Origin of the sequence: Heyndrickxia shackletonii (assembly GCF_001420715.1) — a bacterium.
Classification (GTDB): Bacteria; Bacillota; Bacilli; order Bacillales; family Bacillaceae_C; genus Margalitia; species Margalitia shackletonii.
In genome coordinates, this window is the sequence record NZ_LJJC01000004.1 from 3,781,153 (window position 1) to 3,805,341 (window position 24,189).

A 24,189-nucleotide genomic window follows, 5' to 3' on the forward strand; every position below is an offset into this window, starting at 1 on the left:
GGTTATCTGATTATCGTATTATTGTTAATTCATTTATTAGACAGATGATAGTTATAAGAAACACGAGGGTTTTCTATCTGAATTCCCTCGTGTTGTGTTTTTATTTAATGAATGATTAAGAGGAAAAACAATGAAAAAAATATTATTTATGGTTGTCATCCTTCTTCTTTTTATCGTCGGGTGCTTCGTTTTTGCACTAAAACAGTCCACACCGCAAATAGAAAAGAAGAAGCATCCTATCCATACAGTTCAGAAGAAAGAACCTATTCCTGTTACAACAAAAGATGGCAACTCCTTATTGGTTCATACAGGACAAAAAGTTCGCCAAAAAGGATGAGCTACATTTACATTAAAAAATATTTACACCGTCCAAAAACACTATGTCATTTCTAATATGGACTTATATATAAAACAATTGAAGTGGATAGAATTGACCGATTTAACCGACAAGGCGAAAGATTATCTTTATTCCTATACTGGAACCTCTCTTCAATCTCTGTTTCATGAAGGATATAAAGCGAATAATTTACAGGAGGCAAATGAGATTGTGGATCGTTCCAAATGGAAAATTGATAAAAGTGTGGGCTATTTAGATATTACATACACAATAAAAAATAAAAATAAAAACGAAGAACAATTCTTTAGTATGGTGAACGTATTTGGGAACAATTTTTATTTTTACGTTCCTTCCCAAAACTTTATTTCCTCAGAAGATACCTTAATGGGGACAACCGATGCCTCACGTATCGATTACCAGCCAGGCGAATTACGGAATGGTGAAATAGGATTAATTTTGGGAGATAAACTTCCATCCGTTCCAAACGAAATTCACTTTAAGACAGCCCCATTATTAGATGGAGAATCACACGAGCTTATCCATAAAGCTGAGACATTTACAATAAAATCAAAATAATTTTTCGGGAGATAGCGAAATCCGGAATAAGTTTTTTTTCCATTAAAACAGGAATAATCTTAGTTTTTGCTTCGTATTAGGAATGTATTCGGAATAGCTTTGTGTTTTTTTCATAAAAGGAAAAATTTATTTATGCTAATAAAAACTACAATGGAAAAGCTATATTTGTGCCTAATGATTATGGTACTTAACTAAAAACAGAATATTTTATGTAAGGAGGATGGCAATGGGAATTCTTAGTGGCAATCCAAAAGAAGAACCTCTGCACTATGGTGAAGTTTTTGATATATGGTCTACCCTATTAGTTGGAAATGGTGCAATAGCAGGGTATCAGACGATGTTAAATCATACAGGTGACGAGGATTTAAAGAAACTTTTACAAGAAGCTATTGATATTTGCAAACAGGAGAAAAAACAAGTAGAAGAAATGTTAAAAGAAAACGGTGTTGCGCTGCCACCAGCTCCTCCAGAACGCCCAGAAGCTTGCTTAGAAGATATTCCAGCTGGGGCAAGAATTCAAGACCCAGAAATTGCAGCACAGCTTTCAGGTGGAATTGCAGCAAGTTTGGTTGCATTCAGCCAGGTTATAGGTAAGTCCATTAGAGAAGATGTTGCTATGATGTACGGTCAATTCCATGCCCAGAAAGCTGCTTTAGGCTTAAAAGCACTCCGACTTAACAAGGAAAAAGGATGGCTTGTCCCTCCTCCGCTCCATTATTCAAGTAAGGAATGTTAATGTTTCTGTATTCCCCAGTAAGAACTTTCTTGCTGGGGATTTATTGCTTGCCTTCCTGATCAGATAGATCTACTACATACGCAAATAATCCATAACTTATCCTGACCATAAATTACCTGTATACAATGAGAACAAGCAGGTGTATAATTATTTAACTCTCCTACCTCCGACTAAAATTAAAAGGAGGAAATAATATTGGCAAAACAAGCCTTATTAATCAAACAGAGCAGAGAACAAAAATATCCAGTTAGACAATATACACGTTGTGAACGCTGCGGGCGTCCACACTCTGTCATACGAAAATTTAAGCTTTGCCGCATTTGCTTCCGTGAACTTGCCTATAAAGGACAAATTCCCGGAGTGAAGAAGGCTAGTTGGTAATAATATACCTCCATTCATTAGATGAATGGGGGATTTTTATTGTGAAAAGAAAACGCTAGGCTCGGTCTAGGGTTTTCTTCACAATAATTCATATACGAATTGCTCGAAAATATTTAGTGGAATTTAGTTCCTATGATCATATTTAATATTTCTGGACATTAATTCCTTGCTAAGGTCTTTTGGCAATCATCTCAATTTCTACCTCTGCTCCAAGTGGAAGCTCTAAAACAGCTACAGTAGTCCTTGCAGGAAATGGTTTAGCAAACTGTGTTTCATATACCTCATTCATTGCAGAAAAATTCTTCATATCAGTAAGATACACGTTTACTTTCACTACATGATCGGGATTCAGTTCCGCTGCATCTAAAACCGCAAATAAATTACGAAAACATTGTCTCGTTTGTTCTCCAATATCCCCTTTTATCATTTCTCCTGTTGCTGGGTTAATTGGAGTTTGACCGGATAAATACACTGTCCCACCCGCTTCAACTGCATGTGAATATGGTCCGGATGTCACTGCACCCTTTGCATCATAAGCCTTTCTCATTTTCCTGATTCTCCTTTTTTAATTAAAAAGTGATAAACACTTAATATTTGATAACTGCCAACACATACAAATAAAAGCATTAAGAGAAAACGATATAATCCATTTTTATTTATCCTTGAAAAATGATTAAACCGATTAGCTTAAAATAACAAAATACATTAGGAATAATCTATGATATTCCTAGTTTCGTATTTTCAGATTCACCACCCCCTGAATACAAATACGCTAACTAATAGGGATTGGTTTCAATATTAAGGTTGAATAGTTTCAAATTGGAGAATCGGTAATATTGTGGTTTTTGCTAATTTGCAATGTAACATTGTTAACGGGATTTTACCATTTTCACTGGATCTAAATAATCTCTCTTTCATTCCATTTTAGAATAATAAGTCAAATTTTCTCAATTAAGAGCTATTGATAAAGGGTTAGTACAAATAGCTCTTTCAATGTTTTACGGAATATAATAATAAATATTGGTTTCCTCAGTAAAACCATTCTTAAAAAGGCTAAAAATCAACGCTTTACGTTTTTCTTGGTAAAGCGCCGATTTTAATTGATTTCTATTCATCTTTATATTTCAATAATTATCGGAACAATCATTGGCTTTTTCTTCATTTGATGAAACACATGCTGCTGAATGGATTTTTTTATTTCTCTTTTTATTACTTTCCAATCGTTTCGATTTTCTTCTTGTAGCCCATTAATTGTTTTTGCAGTAAGTTCATTCACATTTTTTCGAAGTTCTGAGAAAGTACCGTCCGTAAATCCTCGGGAAATAGTTTCCGGTTCCGAAAGCAGTTTTCCGTCATATTTACTTATTGTTAACACTACGATGAGCATACCATCCTCCGAAAACTGTTTACGGTCTCGTAACACAAATTCCCCTACATTGCCAACATCTCCACCGTCTACATAAGTGTTCCCAACAGGTATATCGCGGGTCTGGCGCGCAACTCCATGTTCAATATCGACAACATCGCCATTATTAATAATAAACGTGTTGCCTTTTTCCACTCCAATGGATTCAGCTAATAAACGGTGATGGTGCAGCATTCTAAGTTCACCGTGAATCGGAATAAAATATTTTGGTTTCATTAAGGTAAGCATTAGTTTTAAATCTTCTTGATAACCATGACCTGAAACATGCATGCCGGATGAACTTCCGGATCCATAAATCACCTTGGCTCCAATTGCATAGAAATTGTCTACAATACTTGTGACACTTCTTTCATTCCCAGGTATTGGGCCGGCAGCAAGAATAACCGTATCTTTTGGTAAAACTTCAACACCGCGAAAGTTTCCAGTCGACAAGCGGGCAAGTGCAGCCAATGGTTCTCCTTGGCTACCAGTACATAAAATCGCTATCTTTTCAGGAGGGAATGCATTCATTTCATTTTGGTCAATAATCATCCCATCTGGAACATTTAAGTAACCCCGGTCTAAAGCTACCTCTACAACATTCAGCATACTTCTTCCAAGCAGGACAAGTTTACGATTCGTTTTATATGCTGCATTTACAACCTGTTGCACCCGACTAACATTGGAAGCAAAGGTGGAAACAATAACCTTACGTTCCGCATTCATGAAAGCAACCTCCAAATGATCTGCTACCATTTGTTCGGAAGGGGTCAAACCGGCACGTTCGGCATTTGTACTCTCGGACAATAGAAGGAGTACCCCTTCCTTACCGATATCAGCCATTTTATGAATCTCCGGACGCTCCTCGATATTCTCAGGAGTTAAATCAAACTTAAAATCCCCGGTATGAACAACATTGCCCTCCGGTGTGCGAAAGATGATTCCCAAGCAATCAGGAATGCTATGAGTCACTTTGAAAAATTCTACACTTATTTTTCCTAATTCTAATTTTGAGTTTGCATTGATTTCAATAAGTTTGCTTTCTCGTAAAATTTTATGTTCTTTTAATTTGATTTCAATTAATCCTAGCGTGAAACGGGTAGCATAAACGGGTACATTTAATTTTTTCAAAAAGTACGGAATCCCTCCGATATGATCTTCATGACCATGTGTGACAATTAAAGCCTTTACCCTATCTTTATTTTCTATTAAGTAAGTTATATCAGGAATAATCAAATCAATTCCTAATAAACTTTCATCTGGAAATTTGTTTCCACAATCGATAATCACAATATCGTTTGCATACTCGATTGCATACATATTTTTCCCGATTTCATTTATGCCACCTAATGCGAAGAAAGATAAGATATTCTCATTTGTACTCACCTTCATATCCTCCCACTCTAAATATACACTTAGTATGTCCTTTGTTTGTTCGTTTATCAGTGGGTGAAGAGAAACTTTGTGACCGTTCTCGCGTTTCCTTTTTCTCATAAGAAAAAGTATGTCCCGTTATAGCGTTTGTTTGATTTTGCATTAAACATTACCATAAAGGAGCATACTTTTTCATTTTTTTATCCTATTTTGAACGGGGCAGGCTTTTAAAAGCCAGTGTATTAAAAAATGTGTTGTTTCTCTACCTCTCTATCAAGACTTTTTATATACAAATCCCGTTGTTGATGCGGAAATTCTATTTTCTTTTCAAGAAATAGCTTATTTATTCTAAAGTTTATATTACTTTTTATGGTCCCAAGTTGGTTATAATCAGCTATCATTAGCGATAATTCGAAATTAAGGCCGAAATCTCCAAAGCCTACAAAACTCACAGATGGTTCCGGATCCAATAAAACTGCTGGTGAAACTAAACTTTCCTCTCTTGTAATCTCCATGAGCATGTCTCTTACTTTTTCTACATCTGTTCCATATGCAACACTAAATGGAATGGCTAGTCGAATTCTTGGATCACTAAACGAACGATTGACGACCTTTTCCCCTAAAAAGTATGAATTCGGCACAATAATATGTTCATTGTTAACCGTTTTAATGATGGTCGCCCGCATATTAATTTTCTCAACGTCTCCAATAATGTTATCGATAAGAACGCGATCTCCGACTTTTATTGGCCGTTCAAACAAGATAATAACCCCAGAGATAAAGTTGGAAGCAATGTTTTGCAGTCCAAACCCAATTCCAACACTGATGATGCCAGCAAACATCGTTAATGCACTTAGGTTTATCCCCACAGTTGTTAAGCTGACAATAATCGCAATAATCATAATGGAATAATGCACAACTCGGTCAAACGTATATCTCGTACCTTTATCTAAATGGTATCGATTGTATATCCCCGGCAATAAAACATTAGTTGAAATTTTGGAAAGTCGGCTAGCTAAAGAAATAATTAAAACCGCTACAATAATTAGGAAAAGCGTTATATCCACTTTCCCGAATTTGAATATCTTGGCAAACATCCATTTTGCTTTTGAAAAGTATAGGAGCAAAAAGATCAGGGTTCCATAAAAAGTAAACCAATTTACGATGCTTCTAAACGCAGCATGATGTTTGGGAAGCTTCTTGAAAGCTGTAAGAAGAATCCAGCGCAATATTAACATTCCAATTACAACAGCTGCAATAATGATTATGCTTATATAATTAAAAGAAAGAATCCAATTTTTTAATGTATGAATATCCATTTTTTCACCCTCATTATTTTCTGCAGTTCCACTTTAGTTGATTAAAGAGTAAACTCCCTGTATATTCTAGCAAATAAATAATAAAGAAGGATGGGTATAAAGTCCATCTTTTTTTTGAAATCTTAATGATTAACTATTCGAAATATCTCAAATGAAAAAACTTTAAAATCACGTCCTCTGATGAATAGTAGAATATAAATAAAAACATCAGAAAGGCATCGGAAACTCGACCGTTTTCTTGAATAAGAAAACACGAGCATAATAAGAAGCAGGGAATCTATTCGTAACCTCCCTACTTTTCTGATGTTATTTTAATTTTGAGTTTCTAAGATAACCCTTCAGCATTTATATAGGACGTCCCTACATTAAGTCGTTGCTGCTGAGGAGGCAGCTGCATCGTCAGCCTTCACACAATCAATTGCGACAACGAGGGCAATCATGATGGCTTCCATCTCTTCATTCAATATTTGGACCTTGTAGCTATCCCCCCAAGTAAACCATTCCTTGCTCACTTTACCGACCAATTCACCATGCTGGAAAACTTGAAAATCCATATCCCACCAATTACCATGTACTTCAATGCCTGCAGAATCAATCGTATAGCGTGCTTTAAAGAAAGATAACTCCTTCTTAATCGTTAACACTTCTCGACCATTCACCTCAACAAAAAACTTCGGCAAAAAGCTGAACACCTTTTTCGTAATGAGCGCAACTTCATCCCTTGTAGTATTTAAAATGGAGAAAGTCTTTGGAATTTGCATAAAACTCCCCTCCACGTAATAAACGTCCTTCTCCTGCTCATCCTTTACTGTAAATTTTCCACTTAGACTGAATACCTTTTGCTTTATATAAAGCTGCTTCATACTATTCCCCCTTTGATACAGCATATTACTATAAGTATATTATTGTTTTGTGTTACATGAATACATTTTTAAAGAAACACAGTGATGGTCCTACCGTTTCAAAAAATCATACCCTTTCCCATTGAAAGTTAAGGAAACAAATGAAACGTCCCCGTGTTTATTAAAGGTAAAAAATCCCCCATTTTTTGATGGAGGATTTTGCTTCTGGAATAAAATTAAAATTGGAGCACGTTATAAGATTTAAATACCATGGTCCCTATCCTGCAAAATTCACTAGAGTTCTGCTTCTTCTAATTTAAATCCTTCGACTACCACTTCTTCATCAACCTCTAATAATAGGCATTTCTTTCCATTAAAAGTAATATACTTAATATTTTTGAGGTCTTTCGGGTTAATGGTTACATTGGCAATCTTCGTTTCGATTTTAATCGATTTCGGAATGACACTGCTTGCTTTGATTTCATATTTTTCATCATAGACAACACTTTTGAATGCATGCTCCACTTTGTCTGAGTTTACATCTTCCACTCCACTAGCCTCTAAGATTCGTTCGATATCCTTGGAATCCAGTTTAGGAGGTTCACTTTCTTCATTTTGTTCATTTTCTTGACTCTCCTGCACCATTTTATCAATTTCCTCATAAACATTCGAAATGACCTTGGAATCCACTTCATCTCCTACCACTATTTTCAAAATTTGATCGAAGCTGTCCTTTTCTTCTACCGCTGTAATGATCTCTTCACATTGGAGGACATCCACGATAAAGATTTCACTTGGTTGATTCGCTTTTCCGCCATTATAAAGAATATGATTCACATCTGCTGCGTTATCATTAAAGGCAGGAAACAGAAAACCGGCTAATGGAGCTGCTAAATTGATAATGGGATCCACAGCATTATTGGATTTAAATTCTTTCTCAATATAATCAAACAGCAAGGCTTTTTTCGGCTGATCCGTTTTATTAAGACTGCAAAGGACAAACTCACTGGAGTATACCTCATCATCCCCACCTTCTTCGGATTCCATATCCCGCTTCCTTGTTGCCTTTTGATATTCTCCGCGGATAAAGGTTACGACTGTATCAAATTCATACTTTGCATGTTCAAACATTTTCGCTACTATCTGGAGCATATGTTCTTTCCAATCTTCCGTGGATGCTGCATGTAATCCATTGAAAAGAATCATTTGTGTGCTCTCTTCCACATCTCGTCGAAATTTCAGTTCAAACAGCTTGGAGTCAAGCCCCCCTGTCAAAACCTTTTTAAAGTTAGTTAAAAACAATTCTTGTGCTTCCTGTTCTAACATTTCAAACGGTTGGCTGACTTGATGATAAATCTCCCCTGATTCTTTCTTTACATATACATTGAATATTTCACGAATTTTCATATATCGGCTATTTAATTTAAATTGATTTCGGATTTTTGCGATGTCTTTTTTATTCATTTATCTCATCTCCCATCCCTGATTATACTGTTAGGACGAGAAAATAGTAATACTTGATTTTTCATCAATTTTGATAGCAATTGGGGATTTTTATTTAGTGGGTTCGCTTTTCTATGATGAATACTAGATTTATCAACTTTGAAAATAGCACTTCACCAAAATTACCATTACAATAACATAAAAAAATGCTCACATCCCCTACTTTTTCAAGGGTTGTGAGCCACGTTAAGGAGGAGAAGTTTTTATACTAGAAGACCACCTTAGGATCTTATTATGATATTTTCCCTTCTTCTCGTTTTCAGGAAAAATTCTAGGTGTTCTTTTAGAAATCCAACGTAACGGTCGACCTCTTCTATTGTTGTGTATGGCGAGATTGCAAAAAATTTATGTGCATAGACGGCTATCCGCTTGTTTGAGTTTGCTGCTTCCACGAGACGCTGCTTTTTTGTATTTCCAAAGAAGACGGTATCTCGTTCGGCACCAATTACCTCTGCAAACTCGTCATTAAATTGATTAATTTCCATTATATCTTCTAAGGTTAAATGTCCGTTCCATTCATCATTCCATTTTGTCTCTTCAGGATAAAAACGGAATGTTGTAATCGGTGAAACCTCATTTGTGACCACCACATTCGAAATTTCTTTCGTTAAAGTCTCTCTAAATGCAATATTGACACGAATATAATTGGCTAGAAGTTCTTGATACCCTTCGATTCCAAATGCTAATAAAGACGCATAGATTGCCAAAGCACTTCCCATTCGCGAGCATTCGAGCGTGTAGCCTGTATGATAGCTGCCATAACCGCGATTTCCAACATACGGCGTTTCCGCTGCATCTAAATCAACATACTTAAGATTCTCTCTGTTCTTGATTAAAAATAAACTCGTAGTATATGGCGTTTGTCCAAGCTTATGGAAATCAAAAACCATACTATCTGCAAGCTTGATATGTTTAAACTTCTGCTGATAGGATTTCAATACCTCAAGTACGTTTTCTTCCAATCGCAGAGGATTGCTTTCAAAGTCGTAATCATTAAAGAAAGTATACATGCCCCCCATTGCAGAGTCTGCATGGATATAGATGGAATTTATCCCGTATGTTCGTTCCAATTCTTCCGCTATCCTCTTAATGCCCACAAGGTCATCAATCCCAAATGTATCCGTAGTTCCCATTGTGGCAAGGACATAAAGAGGAACGCCGCCTTTGGCAATAACATGCTCCATTTTTTCTTTTAAATCTTCTAGATTCATAGAATGATCAGCATTCGCTTTCACGCGAATCATATTTTCTACACCAATCCCAGTTGCCTCTACCGATTTATACAGACTGTAGTGGGATAGCTCGGAACAGAAGCAATAGAGATTTCGCGGTACACCATGTTGATTAGAGAACGGCGCGTAACGGGCAATGGCAAGACGTAAAGAGTTAAAGACAGCCCCTTGTCCTCCCCAAGTTGTATATCCTGCACTGATGCTTTCATCATATCCAATCAGTTTGGATAGCATACTAGTTACTTCGATTTCTGCTGTAGCAGCTGCTTGGCCTTCTACATCCCAAAGATTGTTCCCATTGACCAGCACCATTACTAAGTTCCCGATGATACTGGCAATATTCGGAAGCGGCGCCGCATTGGCTACATAATTTCGATTGACGTACCGGTGTCCTTCTACCAATTTTAGAAGCTTTTGAATCACTTCCTCCATCGCCACACCTCTAACCGGAACATCAGCGTTTTGAATGACACGATTATAGTAATCCGCTGTGTACTCGGGCATTTCTCCCAGCGTTAATTTGTTAGGATCCTTTAATTCATCTATTTTTGTCAAAATCGTCTTAAAGTACGACAATAATTCCTCTCTTTGAAAGTCATTTCCGTCCATACTAGGAAATAATTTTTGTATTTCCTTCATTGTTTTACCCCCCTGATGTTTTTACTGGCAGTAGTTTATTTAAACAAATGTAGAATCCAATCGGATAATCCTGCTGCATCTAAAAAAACGACGATGATGGCAATTGGAACAATATATTTTAAGAGAAAATAACAGATTGAAAAGAATACGTATCCTATATTCGATCCTTGTTTTAATTCGGCAAACAAATCTTGTTTTGAAATTTTCCAAGAAACAAAAATCGCGATGAATAATGCACCTAAAGGCATCAAAATATTGCTGACTGCATAATCCATCAAGTCAAAGATCGTCTTATGAAAGAGTTGGACATCTGCCAGCACACCATAAGAAAGACAGGCTGGGATGCCAACGATAAAAATAAGAATACCGGTCACCCAAGTGGTTTTCTTACGCTTCCTCGAGTCATTCTTCGTAACAGACGCCACAATAATTTCAATCATAGAGAAAGCGGAAGTTAAAGCAGCGAATAAGAATAATAGTAAAAACGCCAAAAAGAAGAGCATCCCAAAAGGCATATGGTCAAATACTGCAGGTAAAACAGAGAATATTAAGACCGGCCCTGCGTTTGGTTTAAGTCCAAAGGCAAAAACTCCTGGGAAAATAGCTAAGCCTGCTAATATAGCAATGACAATATTTAATAAAATAATAGAAATGGCCGATTGCGGTAGATTTTGCGTCTTTGGTAAATAAGAAGCATATGTAAGCATGACAGAAACACCCAATGACAGTGTAAAAAATGCTTGTCCCAGGGCAAATAAAATACTTTCAGATGTAAGCTTCGAAAAATCTGGTACTAGTAAAAATTTCACACCCTCGATTGCCCCATCCAGGCTCAAAGAACGAATGACTAAAATAATAAATAAAAGAAGTAATGCCGGCATCATGACTTTACTTGCTAATTCAATTCCTTTTTGAACCCCTTGGGCAACGACAAGAATGGTGATGATCATAAATACAAGCTGTGCCGCAATGGTGGCATACGGGTTAGAAATAATTTCACCAAATAACTGCCCATACTGATTCTGAGTCAACCCAGCTAACCCGCCGCTCAAAATTTTCATAATGTACAGAATGATCCAGCCACCTACGACACTATAGAACGATAGAAGGACAAAGCATGTAAAAACACCGATTTTCCCTATAAAGTTCCACTTCTTATTGGATGCAAGTTTGCCATATGTTTGAATCGGATCACTTTGACCCATTCTCCCAATCATAAATTCTCCTAGTAATAAGGGCATCCCTAAGACTAGTGTAAAAGCTAAAAATATTAAAAGGAAAGCTCCTCCACCACCTGTTCCCGCGACATAAGGGAATTTCCAGATTGCTTCCAAACCTATCGCTGATCCAGCTGCTGCTAAAACGAAGCCTATTTTTGATTTCCATTGTTCTTGTTGTGACATTCTATTCCCTTTCCTTTTGAATACCATTCCTTCTCATTTTTCATAAAAATCGACAAAAAAAGCCCACACAGGTGGACATAAAAAAGCAAAACATTGCTTCCATAAGTAGATATCCAACCTTTTCGGCAACCCGGCTGCCATAGAAATCTTCCTTTAGGCCCGTAGCTTTGCGTCCCCATCTTTCAATGGGTTTGCTATTGTCGAAGGAATAAAACAAAATACTAATGATTTTTTACCCTGAAAAAGTTACTAATATGAAATTGTTGGTATAAACGCATTTTTTAATAGTATTATTTTACCATTATTATTATCCTAATAAAAGATAAAATTTTCCTAATATAATTTCTGTGGTCACATTTGCTTGCTTCAAAATAAAACAACTTGCTCCTTTTGCACTTTATATCCGTTCATGCCCACGCATAAAAAAGAAGCTTCCCACAAGTTGGATAAACCTCTGAGAAGCAACATATACTTATCAGCCAGCAAGGTGAAAATCTTTATATTGCTGCACTGACCTTATTTTCACCATCTTGTCCTACTTAAGCTTCAGCAGTTTCAACACCATTACTCCATACAAGTAATTTGTTTACATCATTTTTTAACTCTACAAGATCTTTTGCTTCCTCTACAAGTTTTTCCATTGTATGTAGTTCATCATCACTAATTTCAATTAGTTCCTCAAACATTTCAACAGATTCCCGAGAAATAGAAGCTATCTCCACAATTGCTGTCATTATCTGCTGAGTAGCAGAAGATAATTCTTCTGTACTTGCGGAAGTATTTTCATTATTTTCAGCAATGATCTTTGTAGTAGATAGTATCTTTTCGAACATGGCTCCAACCTCGACAATAGTCGAATTTGTTTCTTTAAATTCTTCTGTTCCCTGTTGCATGGACTCGACAACTATTTCCGTTTCTTCTTGTATATTCTTTACAATATTTGATACTTCAGAAGAAGACTGGCGTGATTGTTCGGCCAATTTTCGAACCTCATCCGCAACAACCGCAAATCCTTTACCATGTTCCCCCGCACGGGCAGCTTCTATTGCTGCATTCAATGCTAATAAATTAATTTGTTCTGAAATCCCTGTAATCACTTTTACAATAGTGCCGATTTCGTGAGATTTTTCTCCGAGTTTATTTATTGCATCAGATGTTGTATTTATCGTTTGATTAAATTGCTCCATCTTTTCTAAGGAATTCTTTAGCTTCTCGTTTCCATCTTGCGTCAATGCTAAGGTAGTATTCGATTGTTCTGAAATTTGATTGGATCTCACTGATAGATCTTCGATAGCCTGTGCCATTTCTTCCATAGATGCTGCGCTTTCTTCTGTGGCGACTAATTGTTTCTGTAAGCCTCTGCCTACCTCATCAATTGCCGCTCTTACAATATCGGCTTTCTCAGAAGCATATTCACCCGTTTTAGCGAGATTTTCTCCTATATCATTGACATTTTTTGAAAAGGAAAAAAACGTTTCCCTAACTCGGCTGAAAAACTCAATTAATTGATTAAATACAGTATGATCAGAACTTCTTTCATTCACTTTATTTATGATATTACCTGCTGCTACTTCTTTCATTCCATTTATTATTTCTTTATTAATTTGATGACGTTTTATTGAATAATACCGGTAAGCAAAATAGACTGATACCACCAATAAAATAACAATAATACCTAGCAAAATAGCTTCCATGATATATAAATCCCCTAACTCCTTTTAATTATTGATCATTATTTTAAAGCTCTTTTAATAGAATATATGTTCCATCCGCTACATTTTCAGGAATACCATTCAATTTACTATTTTCCTGATATTTATGAACAATATAATTTCCTTCTAAATCTTTATATTTTTGTATATTATGATATTTGTCGAATATTCGTACTGATTTCGGGTTTGTCGCTTCGACTAAAACAGCCTTCAACCCTTGTGACTTCGCTTTTGTGATCAAACTATTTCCTAATTCCTGAATAATTTCGTGACGGCCATGTTCTGCTATCACTCCTATCATGAATAGGTGTAATAACTCTCCATCTTCGATTTCTTTTCCGTTTCGTTTTTGATAATCTTCCATGAAACGTTTATCCACATCCTCCAAAACATGCAGAATGACATTCATGTTAGAAAAAGAACCTTCAAATATATCTTCTCCAATAATTTCTGGTGCATTTGTATCGCCAGCAAGCACACCAACAACATTATTCTGAGCATCCTTTGCGACTACGCAATATCCCTGGTCTACTGTAGAGTCTAAATAATCCTTGGTAAACTGATAGAAATCTTCATAGCCTAAATTTAATTGACCTACCATCGGTTCCTGAACCCATTTCCCAGCAACCTCCACTCCAATAAATGTACGAGCTAGACATTCAGCTGCTTTCTCTATTAAATCTGTTTGTTCCTTCGTTATAATTTCATATGTATACAATTCTAGTGTTGTTTGCATTGATTGAACTTCCTTTCAAATTCTGATTAAAAATTCCCTTGCTATTGATTACATAGAATGAGGTATTTTATCGACTAATTTACCTGTGAACACAATTCTTTCAAGTACATTCCTAATTTGCACTTGAGCAATTTTAGAGGAAGGTTTAACTACAAGGATATCCTTAAAACCTAAGGTAGTATAAAATTGCATCGCTCCCTCCAACTGCGGTAAAACCTTGGATGGGACAGGTGTTTGGTGAGTTGAATCAACAACTAACGTATACTCACGTCTCGATACTTTATTAATCGTATCCTGTAAATCTTTCATATAACCTTCTGCGTCTTCCTCCCTTATTAACCCATGCACCTGTACATGAACTTCCTTCGCGGTCTCATTAATTGCCATTTTGTATTTCTTTTTATCTACGACTATCATCTCTTCATCTCCTTTTTCTCTATAGTCTGCTATACTTCTTTGTTAACCTTTGCACATTCTTTTCGAACGAGTGCAATAAAAAAAGCTATCCCAGATACAGATAAGGACAGCCAAATCATCGAATAATCGCATGTTTATTATTCTTGGCAACCCGACTATCATTATCCTAGAGGATATTAGACTCGTAGCTTTGCGTCCTTACCTTTCGATAAGTTTGCCTTTTTCAATTTTAGACAAAAAAGCAGTACTAAGTTCATGATGATATTGAACTATTACATTATAAATTATTTGTAATTTTTTGTCGAACTAGAATTTTTTACTTTGTTTGCATATGATTAGGCAAATCCCAATGCATCGTTATATATAGGAAAAGAAGCATTCGACATAAAATGACGAATGCTTCTTTTTCATTAGAGATATCTTATTTTTTTATGGATGTGGCGCTTTCTCGTTAGTTTGAAACGGCAGAACCGTCCCCGCGTGTTCAATCTCTTACTCTTGCTCTCTGTGTATCTCTAATATTTTTTTGAACTGTTATGGCCGCAAATAAACTAAGGACAAATGCCATGCCATAAAAACCCTTTTCGCTTAAAACAATACTTCCCGCATTGTATAAACCGATGGCCATTAATAAAATGGATATCATAAGTGCAATCCAACTAATGCCATAATAAATATTGGTAACCGGTATACCCTCATCTTTATCTCTGACCGCTTTTTGTAAGGATACCGCTGAATAGAGTCCAAATATTAAAACCGCAAAGTAATACCCTTTTTCGTTCAATTCCATCGTTGCATTAAACAAACCGATAAGATAAGCAGCAACACCTATTAACAGCGCTGCCCAAGAAGCACCTTTGAAAGCTGGAGTCGGTTCTCCCTCTTTTCTTTCCACTTTCACCTTTGGTTCATTTTGTTTTTCTTTATCCATTAAAATCTCATTATCAACAGACATCGAAAGTTTCTCCCCCCATATTCATATCTAAAAAAGTGGAACACCATCTCCATAGTTACATGATCGTGTTCTGCTTACATCTATTATATAGCGACTTTTCGGAATGGTATATATTTTCATTTAATTCCTATTTATGATTTTTATACTCGCAAATAAGGGAAAACACACTGCCTAGTCTTTTTTTTTCGTTACAACTTGTATTCCAGAACACCCTGTCATCAAGAGTAAAGCAGAAGTCTTATAGGTATAAAGTCGGAATTTTTAATTATAAGGAAAAAAGGCAAAAACTTTTCGCTATAATTGGAAGATATAGTATGTATTTACAATTTTGTTAGTGCAAAAATCACATTTTTTTGCTTGAAGGGGTGTGGGGGAAATGAAAAAACTGTTTGGAATTTTTTTAACGGTTAGTTTGCTACTTGTCGGCTGCAACGGAGAAAAAGTCGCCAATAAAGAAAACGATCATTCCAGAAAAACAAAAAAGGCGGAAGCGGCGCAAAAGAAAGAGAAGAATAATTGGCAATCAATACTAAACGATATCCAGCTGGATTCAACCAAAGAAGCTTTAAAGGATCAAAAAGCTGGAATATTAGTAAAAGATAATACGAAGGAACAAGAAACAAAAGATGTCCCATTGTTCCCGACTGATATGGACAGTGAACTGAAGGGTAAGCTGACAGAACAATTAAAGTCATTAACCGAGGAAACGAAGAACCCGGAAAAGCTTGAAAAAGGATTACTCTATTTACTTGGGAGTCCCTATTATAAGGATGTCATTGAAACAGCAGAAGCATTTAAACCTGACTTTAAAGAACCGGATTTACCGGAACCGGAAAAAATGACTAAAACAGAAAAGGGGAAAGCAAAAAGCTCAAAAGCAATCATATTACTGGATGCGAGCTCCAGTATGCTGCAGAAAGTTGGAGGCAAAATGAAGATGGCCATTGCCAAAGATGCGGTCAAACGTTTTGCGAAAACAATCGGGCAATCCAGTGATGTTTCTCTCATTGTATATGGTCATGTCGGAAGTTCTGCTGATAAAGATATGAAAAAGTCGTGCAGCGCAATTGAAGAGAAATATACAATGGGAAAATACAACGAAAATACGTTTGTCAAAGCGGTAAACTCCTTTCAAGCGAAAGGGTGGACACCGCTTGCAGGAGCGATAAAGAAAGCGAAGGAAATGGCAAAAGACTATGAAGCCGATACGACGATTTATATCGTCAGTGACGGTGCGGAAACCTGCGGAGGCAATCCAGTAAAAGAAGCCGAAGCATTCGCATCTGTAAATAATGAGTATAAAGTAAACATCATCGGCTTTGATGTAGATTCCAAATCGGAAGATCAATTAAAGAAAGTGGCGGACGCGGGGAACGGCAAGTATTATTCCGCTAATAATCCGAACGATTTAAGTAAAACTATTGAAGAACAATGGCTTCCTTCCGCGCTCGATCTTGCTTATTCTTTTACGAAGGCACCTGATCCATGGGAAGTTTTAGCAGAGTATAAACGATTTGATGCACTAAATGAACCGCTGAAAAATATGATATCGCGGGAAAATGACAGGTATACGAAGGCAGTCCAGTTACTGGAGGAAAACCATTGGATTGATTCGGAGACATCTTCTACCCTGCGGAAGTGGTTATCGGAAAGAAACGAACAATTACGAAATTTCGCTTCCCAATTAAGTCAAGAAAAATATAAAGAAATCGATGACAGAGCGAGTGAAATTAGTAAAAAGGTAAAAGAATGGACAGATAGAATGTGGAAGCTGAGAAAAGAAAGCGGGAAGGTATGGTAGTAAAGTAAGAAACGAACATGATTTGAACATTTTTACCCCGGCATGAAAATTATTCTGGGCCAATCGATATCAAAGCTGTGTTCATGAAATCAGATTTTCTATTTCCACAAAGATTCCCTAGTCCACTATAAACTTTTCTATCGGTTTATGGTAAAATTAAATTCCTTGGCAGGGGCAACTAAAAAAGAGAGTTTGCATTTTATTGTAACGGGTTCCGATACGGGGTGCAAAAAAGAAAATCGAAATATGTTTTTAGCGTGAATTCACAATCGAATTCACGCTTTTAATTATTCTTATATTTCAACATTTTCTCTATATCGCTTGAAAAAACAGCAAGAAAATCACAACGACTTTTTTCAATGTGACAACACTTGTTGTCCATTAAGAATTTACGTGCGAAAATGGTTGTGAATTTGCATAAAAACCATTCTAAAAATGGAGGAGGAAATTATCTGGATAAAACCAAAGTTAAGGCTTATTTTAGTGCTGTGGGTGATGAATTTCCTGTGGTGGCAGTTACCAAAGCTCTTGGTATTGAGCCTACAAATACTTATAAAAAAGGAGATGCTATCGAAAGACCTGATAATCCTAATCTTGTATCCACCAAAATCAGATATAGAAAAGAGACTGATTGGACTTTAAGCACTGGATACCAAGAATCATACGATATAAATAATCAGTTGAATGTAATTCTAAAATCGCTTGAAGGGAAAACGGAACAATTAAAACATCTCAAGGAGAAATATGGTTTAGAGTTTCTTTTTATGGTAGTGATTCAAGTTGAGAATAATGAATCGCCAGCAATGTATTTACAGAAAGTCATTATTGATTTCGCTAGTTCAATTCAAGCGGAAATTCATTTTGATTTATATATATTTAGTTAAAATAAAAACGCTGTTGATGTTGGAATCAACAGCGTTTTCTAATGTGATGAATTGCTTTGAGATTTTCTTTGAGAAACAAGATGTGTTTTATCTTGTTTGCACTTAAAAATGGAACCCGTTAATTTTATTGCGAACTCTCTTTTTCATGGGGAACACTTTTCACTAGGAAATACCATAGTTTTTTCTCAATTTTGAGGAAATAAATAGGATTTTAAACATAAAGCAACTGGTCTTTATCGTAAAATTTTAAAACCTATTTGCATATTTAACGTATAATTATTAACTAGTTTTTTGGTGAAAGGGTGAAAGCAATGAAACCAAAGTTTATCGAACGATTATATAAATCCAATAATGTAAAAACCATAGGGGAACGAATTGGCACTTTTTTTATGATCGTGTGCGCCATATTTTTCATTTTGACGCTTATCATTTATGGAATTTCATTTTTCTTCAAAGATGATTGGATTGTTCATGAGATCATTCAGTTGATTAGTGGGATTTGTTTCACACTTGTTTTCTGTTCGGCCTTTATTACAATAATTTTTATGACTCGTAATTGGATTTGGAAACTATTAGGTGTTTTGATAACAATCGCTTTTTTCTATGCTGCAACTACACTCATGGTAGATGTGAAAATGATTTATAACGATAAGGTCGCGTATGAAAATAAGCAATTCGAAAAGATCGTTGGCATCCCGAAAGAGGTGGAATATGATAATCCAGAGTCTGGACCGAATAGGGTTTATGAGATCATGTTTGAAGATGTAACAGTTGAAGCTATACATCTATGGATACACCAAGATTATTTTGAAAAAAATATGAAAGGGAAAAGACTGGAAGTTCTCTATTTACCGAACAGTCATTATGCCATGAATATTCGTGTGGTTGATTAATGAAGTATGATTTGGAACATCTTAATTCGCATTGCTGTCTCTTAACATAAGAATAAGTGAATCCTATAAAGGTTTTGAAGAACAATTTCTACCGTGCTCGATTTGATAGATTAAGTTATTTTGGTCACCTATCCGAACATATTTTGTAATGAAATCTCTTAATTTTTAAGTTTCACCTTTTGCGATACTGTGGACTTTCTTCAAATGCTCATGATAATGTTCATCTGTTAATAGATCATTTTCTTCTTTTTTTATTTTATTGAAATACAAATAATTAAGGGTGTATATGACCGTGCTCGATAGGATAGATGCATAACAGCCCTTTTAGAACCATCAGGACATATATTAACTAGTAGTGCATCCTTACTTGTTAACTTTGCTTTGCTACTTGTTTATCGCATCTTTTGCGTCATGAGGGATATCCTTATCTTACATAACATTCGACATTCCTAAAGGGAATTCTTCTATGATAAAATGTCCTACTTAGTAGTACGACTATTTATTCTTGATAAGAAGTGTATAAACGTTCAAGATAATAATTCATTTATGAAATCTGGGAATAATTCAGTTTCATGGCTTCAAATATAACCATTATTTAACATCCCTATTTTAAATTACTGATACACAAAAACCCACCTTTTATGGTGGGTGATACTATTTATGCCTTATGGTATTCCTTAATACCTTCTTAGTTATTAAAGTTCTAGTACAATATTATTAGTATGATCTATCATTTTCGTTTTTGATGCAGAATTGACTCGATGACCATTGAATCTTATTTTTGGTTCCACTTTTTACCCCATTTTCAACCCTACTAATCTGAAGCACGTGTATCTAATTTAGCAGACTTCCTATCTAATACTTCAACAATATCCTTTATCCCAGCATGCCAATTAATAAAAGGTTTATTAAATCCCTTTATAAAATCCAGAAAAAAATTGTATAAGTTTTTTTCTGACCAGTCAATATTTATATTATCCACTATATTCTTGAATTTAGTTAAATTATCTTTTGTATCTTTAAACAAGACTTCACTAGTATAAAAATCAAATATTAAATAGAATTCTTTTGAAAGGAGAATTTTTTTTATATAGTTTTTGTTTGTTATATCATTTTCAAAAATACTACGTATTTTTTTATCAATCGCTTGATTTATTAATTTTCTTACTTTCAGATACTTATATTTTCTATCTTCTGTTCCTAGATAAAAAGAAATAGTTGCCAAAGTAAAGTAATCATCATATTCTTTAAGAAATTTTAATAATAAGCTCTCTGGCAAATCCTTTGATATAAACTTTAAACAAATAAATAAGTTTAAAACCTCTATTCTTTTTCTAGAGTGAAATTTAAGTATCTCTAAAGCTTTCTTATATAATAAGTCGGTAATATCTTCACTTTTCTCATTTTCATTTAGATATAAAAATAATGTTAATTTAATATATTTTAATATATTTGGTGTGTTAATTGAAAAAATGAGGATATATTGAAATAAATCAATTAATTTAGCCAAGGTAAACCTTCTAATCGACTCTTCTTTATTAGAAATTTGTTTTATTATATAATCAATTTTGTTTTCAAAAAATTTTAAAGAATACCCTATTATCTTATGTTGTTCACTTGAAAAATTTATTAGCAATGATTTTATTTCATCAGTTAATTCCTGAATTACATTTTCAATAACTTTATAATTTTCCCCACTTTTTTCAATTAACATGTTACTGAAATTAACAAGTTTTAGACGTAATTTACTTTCCCACAAATTACTTTTTAAAAATGGCCTTTCTTCAAGTTTACTCTTTGATTCATTTATAGATAACCTGTATCTAAAACATATTCTTTCTATTACCTCTTTAATATGAATAGCATGTGTATCCTCATTACAAAAAATAAATATATCGTCCATAAACCTAACAATCTCATAGTCGACTTTGTGAATTATTTTACTATTTTTCAACTCATGGTATATTGTTTTATCAATTTCACAAAGAACAAATTCAGCAATATATCTTGAAAACTCGGGACCTACAACGATACCATTTGTTTCTCCATAGTTTGATGATTGCATAACTTTATCTAAAATGGATGAAACTCTTAAACTGTTTCTTAGTTCTTTAGCTAATTTTATATCTCCCAAATAAGACCAATCTAAAGAATGTGTATATATATTATAAAAACAATTTTGAAAATCTAGCTTTAGCAACTTTGAATATTTAATCTCAAGATTTCTTAATAAATTTGATTTATAAAAGTGATTTATTTTAGTAAACTTTCGCTTTACAAAGTAACTATTAGGATATGTAGTTGATTCTTCATTTTCATCATTTAATATTGATAACATTCTTTTTGATATTGAATCAAATGAACTAATATACTTATTACTAATAATGTGTGGGTATCTTACTGAAAAAATTGCATTTTGTCTTAAATGGTTAACAATTTCTAAATCATATTTCTCAATTACCTTAAGCATATAAAGTTGAGAGAGTGGGTGAACAAGGCTGATTAGTCTTGTACTAGTATCATTTTTGTAAATTACATAGTTAAAAGGTTCGGTTTGTTCAATTCTTTTATTAAAAAGCTTATCAATGGAATATTCCTCCCAATAAGTTAATTTATTAGGATCTAGATTTTGTAAATATTCATAAAGATTATCATTTGAAAATATTAGCGGTAGCTCATAGGGCAATACATCAGTCAATAAAAATCTACTTTTTTTAATAATAATTATTCTCTCCTAACAAATAAATATGGTAATATTATACTGTATGGTTAGGCGTCAGTATAGTAGAGTAATGCTTTTTTATTGCCCTACTATTCAATAGCATCAAGATTTTGAACTCATAAAATAAAAAATATTTGCCTAACAGGTTAAAAAGAAATAATAATCGATTAATATTTCTGACCTTGTTGGATATACACAACCCAAAATGTTCGCCTAGCCATATGTATATAGGAGCTGTCTAATGGTGAAATATCAATTAACAAAAGAATTATTAAGAAATTACTTTTCAACTTATTATGACCAATTAAGAACAGGTAATGACAGAATTAATCCAAGTAATTTTAATAAAATAAAAGAGACTGAGTTTAATTTAATTTTAAAAAAAATTGATAATCAAAGTTATAAATTCACTGATTTAAAGGAAATAATTTTACCTTCACACAGAAAAGTTTTTATTCCAACCATAAGAGATAGACTTGTAATAGAATATTTAAAAGACAGAATAAAACAAAAATATCATATAAACTTTCCAAATAGGGATGATATTATAAAAACAATCCAATTAAAATTTAATTTTGAAATGGATTTTTATATAATAAGACTCGATATTAAACATTTTTTTGACTCAATACCCAACAATATATTGTTAAGTAAAATAAAAGAAAAATCTTTATTATCTTCTCACGAATATTTTATTCTAAAAGAACTTTTTAGAAAATCTCACAGAGGACTGCCGCAAGGAGTTTCAGTTAGTAATGTTCTATCGGAAATTTATTTAGAACATTTTGATCAAGACTTAAAACAAATCCATAATAGACTAAACTATTATTGTAGATATGTGGATGACATACTACTCATAATCAATGGAAAGCTTACTCAAAGTGAAATCAATCTTATTCAAAAGAAAATCGCCACTATTTTCAAACGTTATCACTTAAAAATTAATGAGAGTAAGTTTTCATTTACATTATTTCCACTTCTAAACCCAAAAAAAGATGATAAATATGGTTTTGATTTTCTTGGTTATAGATTTACAATAGAAAATAAAAAACTTTCCTATTCGATTACTAAAGAAAAAATCAGAAAGTATATTGAAAAAATCAAGTTTTGTTTTGTTGATTTCAAGAAAAACCGTAACATGGAACTTTTAATACATCGATTAGATTTTCTTACAAAAAAAAATGCTATTATTAAGAAAGAGCAATTTATCTCAAGAAATAAAGAAATTGGATATAGGAAGAAGAAAATTTGTTATGGGTTTATGGAAAATTATAACCTGATTAGTGAAAATGAACGTATCAGAATCTCAAAATATATAGATGAGCTACTAAAGTCAGAAATAAATAGTATAAAGTTTATTTTAAATTCCTATAAATTCAATATTAGTAATAAAAGTAAACATAGGCTATTTAGTATCTCATTATCAAAAAATATGAATATTTACAATGCAATATATCGTTATAAAAAAGAAGATTACATTAAAAAGTTAATAGATATAAATCCAATGTACACGTTTAATGAGTTAAAGAATTATAGTTATAAGGAACTCTCAAAAATGTATTTTAAATTTTTAAGGTCGGATATGTTGTAATAATGTAAATATATTAATCTTATCAGGATAAATTTTGAATTGGTTAATAAAACACTCGCTGTTAAAAAGCGCCCTTATAGGGTGCTTATATCTATACTTTACTATTTAAATAAAACTGCATCTATTATAAATCCAAGTTGCTCTCTAAAGTTATTTTTTCACAGGTCCCAAATCCGTACTTGTGTCGAGAAATGATTGCCAGATGCTTACAAAAAGGCAAATACAATACATTGCTTAACTCAGGATATTTGGCTTTGTTTTATTGATTATAATAATCTAGTGAATAGACTCGAACAATTCCTGTATACTCCCCCTCAAAAAATATCCTGCTTCACATGAAAACAATCAAATTCCTGCTTCATTACCCGAAATGAAATTACACATTTCCTCTAGTAAACTCAAAATCTAGCGAATATTCGTGGCAGTTTAATAGTTTTTTGCGAAGTGATTTCTGATAGAATTGTATTTGCCTTGCCTCTTCCTCGCTACCTGTTATAGATAATAATAAAGGTTTTCTGGTCCATCTTAAGGGAGTAGATGCCAATCTTATAAATATCTAATACATTCTTTTGCACTATTTTCTCATGATTTACTCGATTCATGTCTATATTGGATACATCGTCATCTAATGAGATTTTCTTCTCCGCTAATAAATAATATAGGGAATGAGCCAATGTGGATTCCTCATAAAGAATAAGATTCTCATACATCTCTCTCACCAACATGTGATA

At 34.0% G+C, this 24,189-nt stretch carries 21 protein-coding genes and 2 riboswitches; of the genes, 8 read left to right on the forward strand and 13 right to left on the reverse strand.

What is annotated here, in order from left to right:
* The first annotated feature begins 130 nt into the window (after positions 1 to 130).
* From AN964_RS18160 to AN964_RS18175, 4 genes are all read left to right on the forward strand, one after another.
* Complete coding sequence (locus AN964_RS18160) at positions 131 to 337, forward strand: hypothetical protein (protein WP_055741041.1); 207 nt, start codon at positions 131 to 133, stop codon at positions 335 to 337.
* A gap of 93 nt (positions 338 to 430) precedes the next feature.
* Complete coding sequence (locus tag AN964_RS18165; RefSeq protein ID WP_055741042.1) at positions 431 to 913, forward strand: hypothetical protein; 483 nt, start codon at positions 431 to 433, stop codon at positions 911 to 913.
* A gap of 226 nt (positions 914 to 1,139) precedes the next feature.
* Positions 1,140 to 1,649 (forward strand): DUF3231 family protein, encoded by a 510-nt coding sequence (locus AN964_RS18170; protein WP_055741043.1) that lies wholly within the window; start codon positions 1,140 to 1,142, stop codon positions 1,647 to 1,649.
* A gap of 195 nt (positions 1,650 to 1,844) precedes the next feature.
* On the forward strand, positions 1,845 to 2,030 hold the full coding sequence (locus AN964_RS18175; RefSeq protein ID WP_055741044.1) for a type Z 30S ribosomal protein S14: 186 nt from the start codon (positions 1,845 to 1,847) through the stop codon (positions 2,028 to 2,030).
* A 169-nt stretch (positions 2,031 to 2,199) separates the two neighbouring features.
* On the opposite strand, the gene AN964_RS18180 is transcribed toward AN964_RS18175, so the two are convergent.
* From AN964_RS18180 to yiaA, 11 genes are all read right to left on the reverse strand, one after another.
* Positions 2,200 to 2,577 carry a RidA family protein gene (locus AN964_RS18180; RefSeq protein ID WP_055741045.1) on the reverse strand — a complete coding sequence of 126 codons (378 nt, stop codon included), beginning with the start codon at positions 2,575 to 2,577 and terminating at the stop codon, positions 2,200 to 2,202.
* Between the two features lie 570 nt (positions 2,578 to 3,147).
* On the reverse strand, positions 3,148 to 4,821 hold the full coding sequence (locus AN964_RS18185) for a ribonuclease J (protein WP_055741046.1): 1,674 nt from the start codon (positions 4,819 to 4,821) through the stop codon (positions 3,148 to 3,150).
* A gap of 230 nt (positions 4,822 to 5,051) precedes the next feature.
* A complete protein-coding gene (locus AN964_RS18190; protein ID WP_055741047.1) occupies positions 5,052 to 6,128 on the reverse strand; it encodes a mechanosensitive ion channel family protein in 1,077 nt (358 codons plus the stop codon).
* A gap of 365 nt (positions 6,129 to 6,493) precedes the next feature.
* Positions 6,494 to 6,991, reverse strand: a complete 498-nt coding sequence (locus tag AN964_RS18195) for an LURP-one-related/scramblase family protein (RefSeq protein WP_055741048.1) — start codon at positions 6,989 to 6,991, stop codon at positions 6,494 to 6,496.
* A 273-nt stretch (positions 6,992 to 7,264) separates the two neighbouring features.
* The gene (locus AN964_RS18200; protein WP_055741049.1) at positions 7,265 to 8,434 is read right to left on the reverse strand and encodes a DUF4317 domain-containing protein; all 1,170 of its coding nucleotides are present in this window, start codon (positions 8,432 to 8,434) and stop codon (positions 7,265 to 7,267) included.
* 260 nt (positions 8,435 to 8,694) lie between these two features.
* Positions 8,695 to 10,344 (reverse strand): pyridoxal phosphate-dependent decarboxylase family protein, encoded by a 1,650-nt coding sequence (locus tag AN964_RS18205; RefSeq protein ID WP_055741050.1) that lies wholly within the window; start codon positions 10,342 to 10,344, stop codon positions 8,695 to 8,697.
* 35 nt (positions 10,345 to 10,379) lie between these two features.
* On the reverse strand, positions 10,380 to 11,747 hold the full coding sequence (locus AN964_RS18210; protein ID WP_055741051.1) for a sodium-dependent transporter: 1,368 nt from the start codon (positions 11,745 to 11,747) through the stop codon (positions 10,380 to 10,382).
* A gap of 121 nt (positions 11,748 to 11,868) precedes the next feature.
* Positions 11,869 to 11,953: riboswitch (cyclic di-GMP riboswitch) on the reverse strand.
* 333 nt (positions 11,954 to 12,286) lie between these two features.
* A complete protein-coding gene (locus tag AN964_RS18215; protein WP_055741052.1) occupies positions 12,287 to 13,441 on the reverse strand; it encodes a methyl-accepting chemotaxis protein in 1,155 nt (384 codons plus the stop codon).
* Positions 13,442 to 13,484: 43 nt separating this feature from the next.
* Positions 13,485 to 14,195 carry a hypothetical protein gene (locus tag AN964_RS18220; protein ID WP_055741053.1) on the reverse strand — a complete coding sequence of 237 codons (711 nt, stop codon included), beginning with the start codon at positions 14,193 to 14,195 and terminating at the stop codon, positions 13,485 to 13,487.
* Between the two features lie 48 nt (positions 14,196 to 14,243).
* Complete coding sequence (locus tag AN964_RS18225; protein WP_055741054.1) at positions 14,244 to 14,612, reverse strand: hypothetical protein; 369 nt, start codon at positions 14,610 to 14,612, stop codon at positions 14,244 to 14,246.
* A gap of 142 nt (positions 14,613 to 14,754) precedes the next feature.
* A riboswitch (cyclic di-GMP riboswitch) is annotated at positions 14,755 to 14,841 on the reverse strand.
* A gap of 255 nt (positions 14,842 to 15,096) precedes the next feature.
* Complete coding sequence (yiaA, locus tag AN964_RS18230) at positions 15,097 to 15,567, reverse strand: inner membrane protein YiaA (RefSeq protein WP_055741055.1); 471 nt, start codon at positions 15,565 to 15,567, stop codon at positions 15,097 to 15,099.
* Between the two features lie 376 nt (positions 15,568 to 15,943).
* Here yiaA and AN964_RS18235 point away from each other — a divergent pair, with 376 nt between their 5' ends.
* The 3 genes from AN964_RS18235 to AN964_RS18245 all read left to right on the forward strand — a co-directional run bounded on the left by AN964_RS18235 (position 15,944) and on the right by AN964_RS18245 (position 19,145).
* Complete coding sequence (locus tag AN964_RS18235; protein ID WP_055741056.1) at positions 15,944 to 17,368, forward strand: vWA domain-containing protein; 1,425 nt, start codon at positions 15,944 to 15,946, stop codon at positions 17,366 to 17,368.
* A 452-nt stretch (positions 17,369 to 17,820) separates the two neighbouring features.
* Positions 17,821 to 18,252, forward strand: a complete 432-nt coding sequence (locus AN964_RS18240; protein ID WP_055741290.1) for a DUF4279 domain-containing protein — start codon at positions 17,821 to 17,823, stop codon at positions 18,250 to 18,252.
* Positions 18,253 to 18,563: 311 nt separating this feature from the next.
* Positions 18,564 to 19,145: a hypothetical protein gene (locus AN964_RS18245; RefSeq protein ID WP_055741057.1), complete on the forward strand. Its 582-nt coding sequence runs from the start codon at positions 18,564 to 18,566 to the stop codon at positions 19,143 to 19,145.
* A gap of 814 nt (positions 19,146 to 19,959) precedes the next feature.
* On the opposite strand, the gene AN964_RS18250 is transcribed toward AN964_RS18245, so the two are convergent.
* The gene (locus AN964_RS18250) at positions 19,960 to 21,843 is read right to left on the reverse strand and encodes an RNA-directed DNA polymerase (RefSeq protein ID WP_055741058.1); all 1,884 of its coding nucleotides are present in this window, start codon (positions 21,841 to 21,843) and stop codon (positions 19,960 to 19,962) included.
* 265 nt (positions 21,844 to 22,108) lie between these two features.
* Here AN964_RS18250 and AN964_RS18255 point away from each other — a divergent pair, with 265 nt between their 5' ends.
* Positions 22,109 to 23,458: a reverse transcriptase domain-containing protein gene (locus AN964_RS18255; protein WP_055741059.1), complete on the forward strand. Its 1,350-nt coding sequence runs from the start codon at positions 22,109 to 22,111 to the stop codon at positions 23,456 to 23,458.
* Between the two features lie 485 nt (positions 23,459 to 23,943).
* Here AN964_RS18255 and AN964_RS18260 read toward each other — a convergent pair whose 3' ends face one another.
* Positions 23,944 to 24,183, reverse strand: a complete 240-nt coding sequence (locus AN964_RS18260; RefSeq protein ID WP_161809279.1) for a hypothetical protein — start codon at positions 24,181 to 24,183, stop codon at positions 23,944 to 23,946.
* Positions 24,184 to 24,189 lie beyond the last annotated feature (6 nt).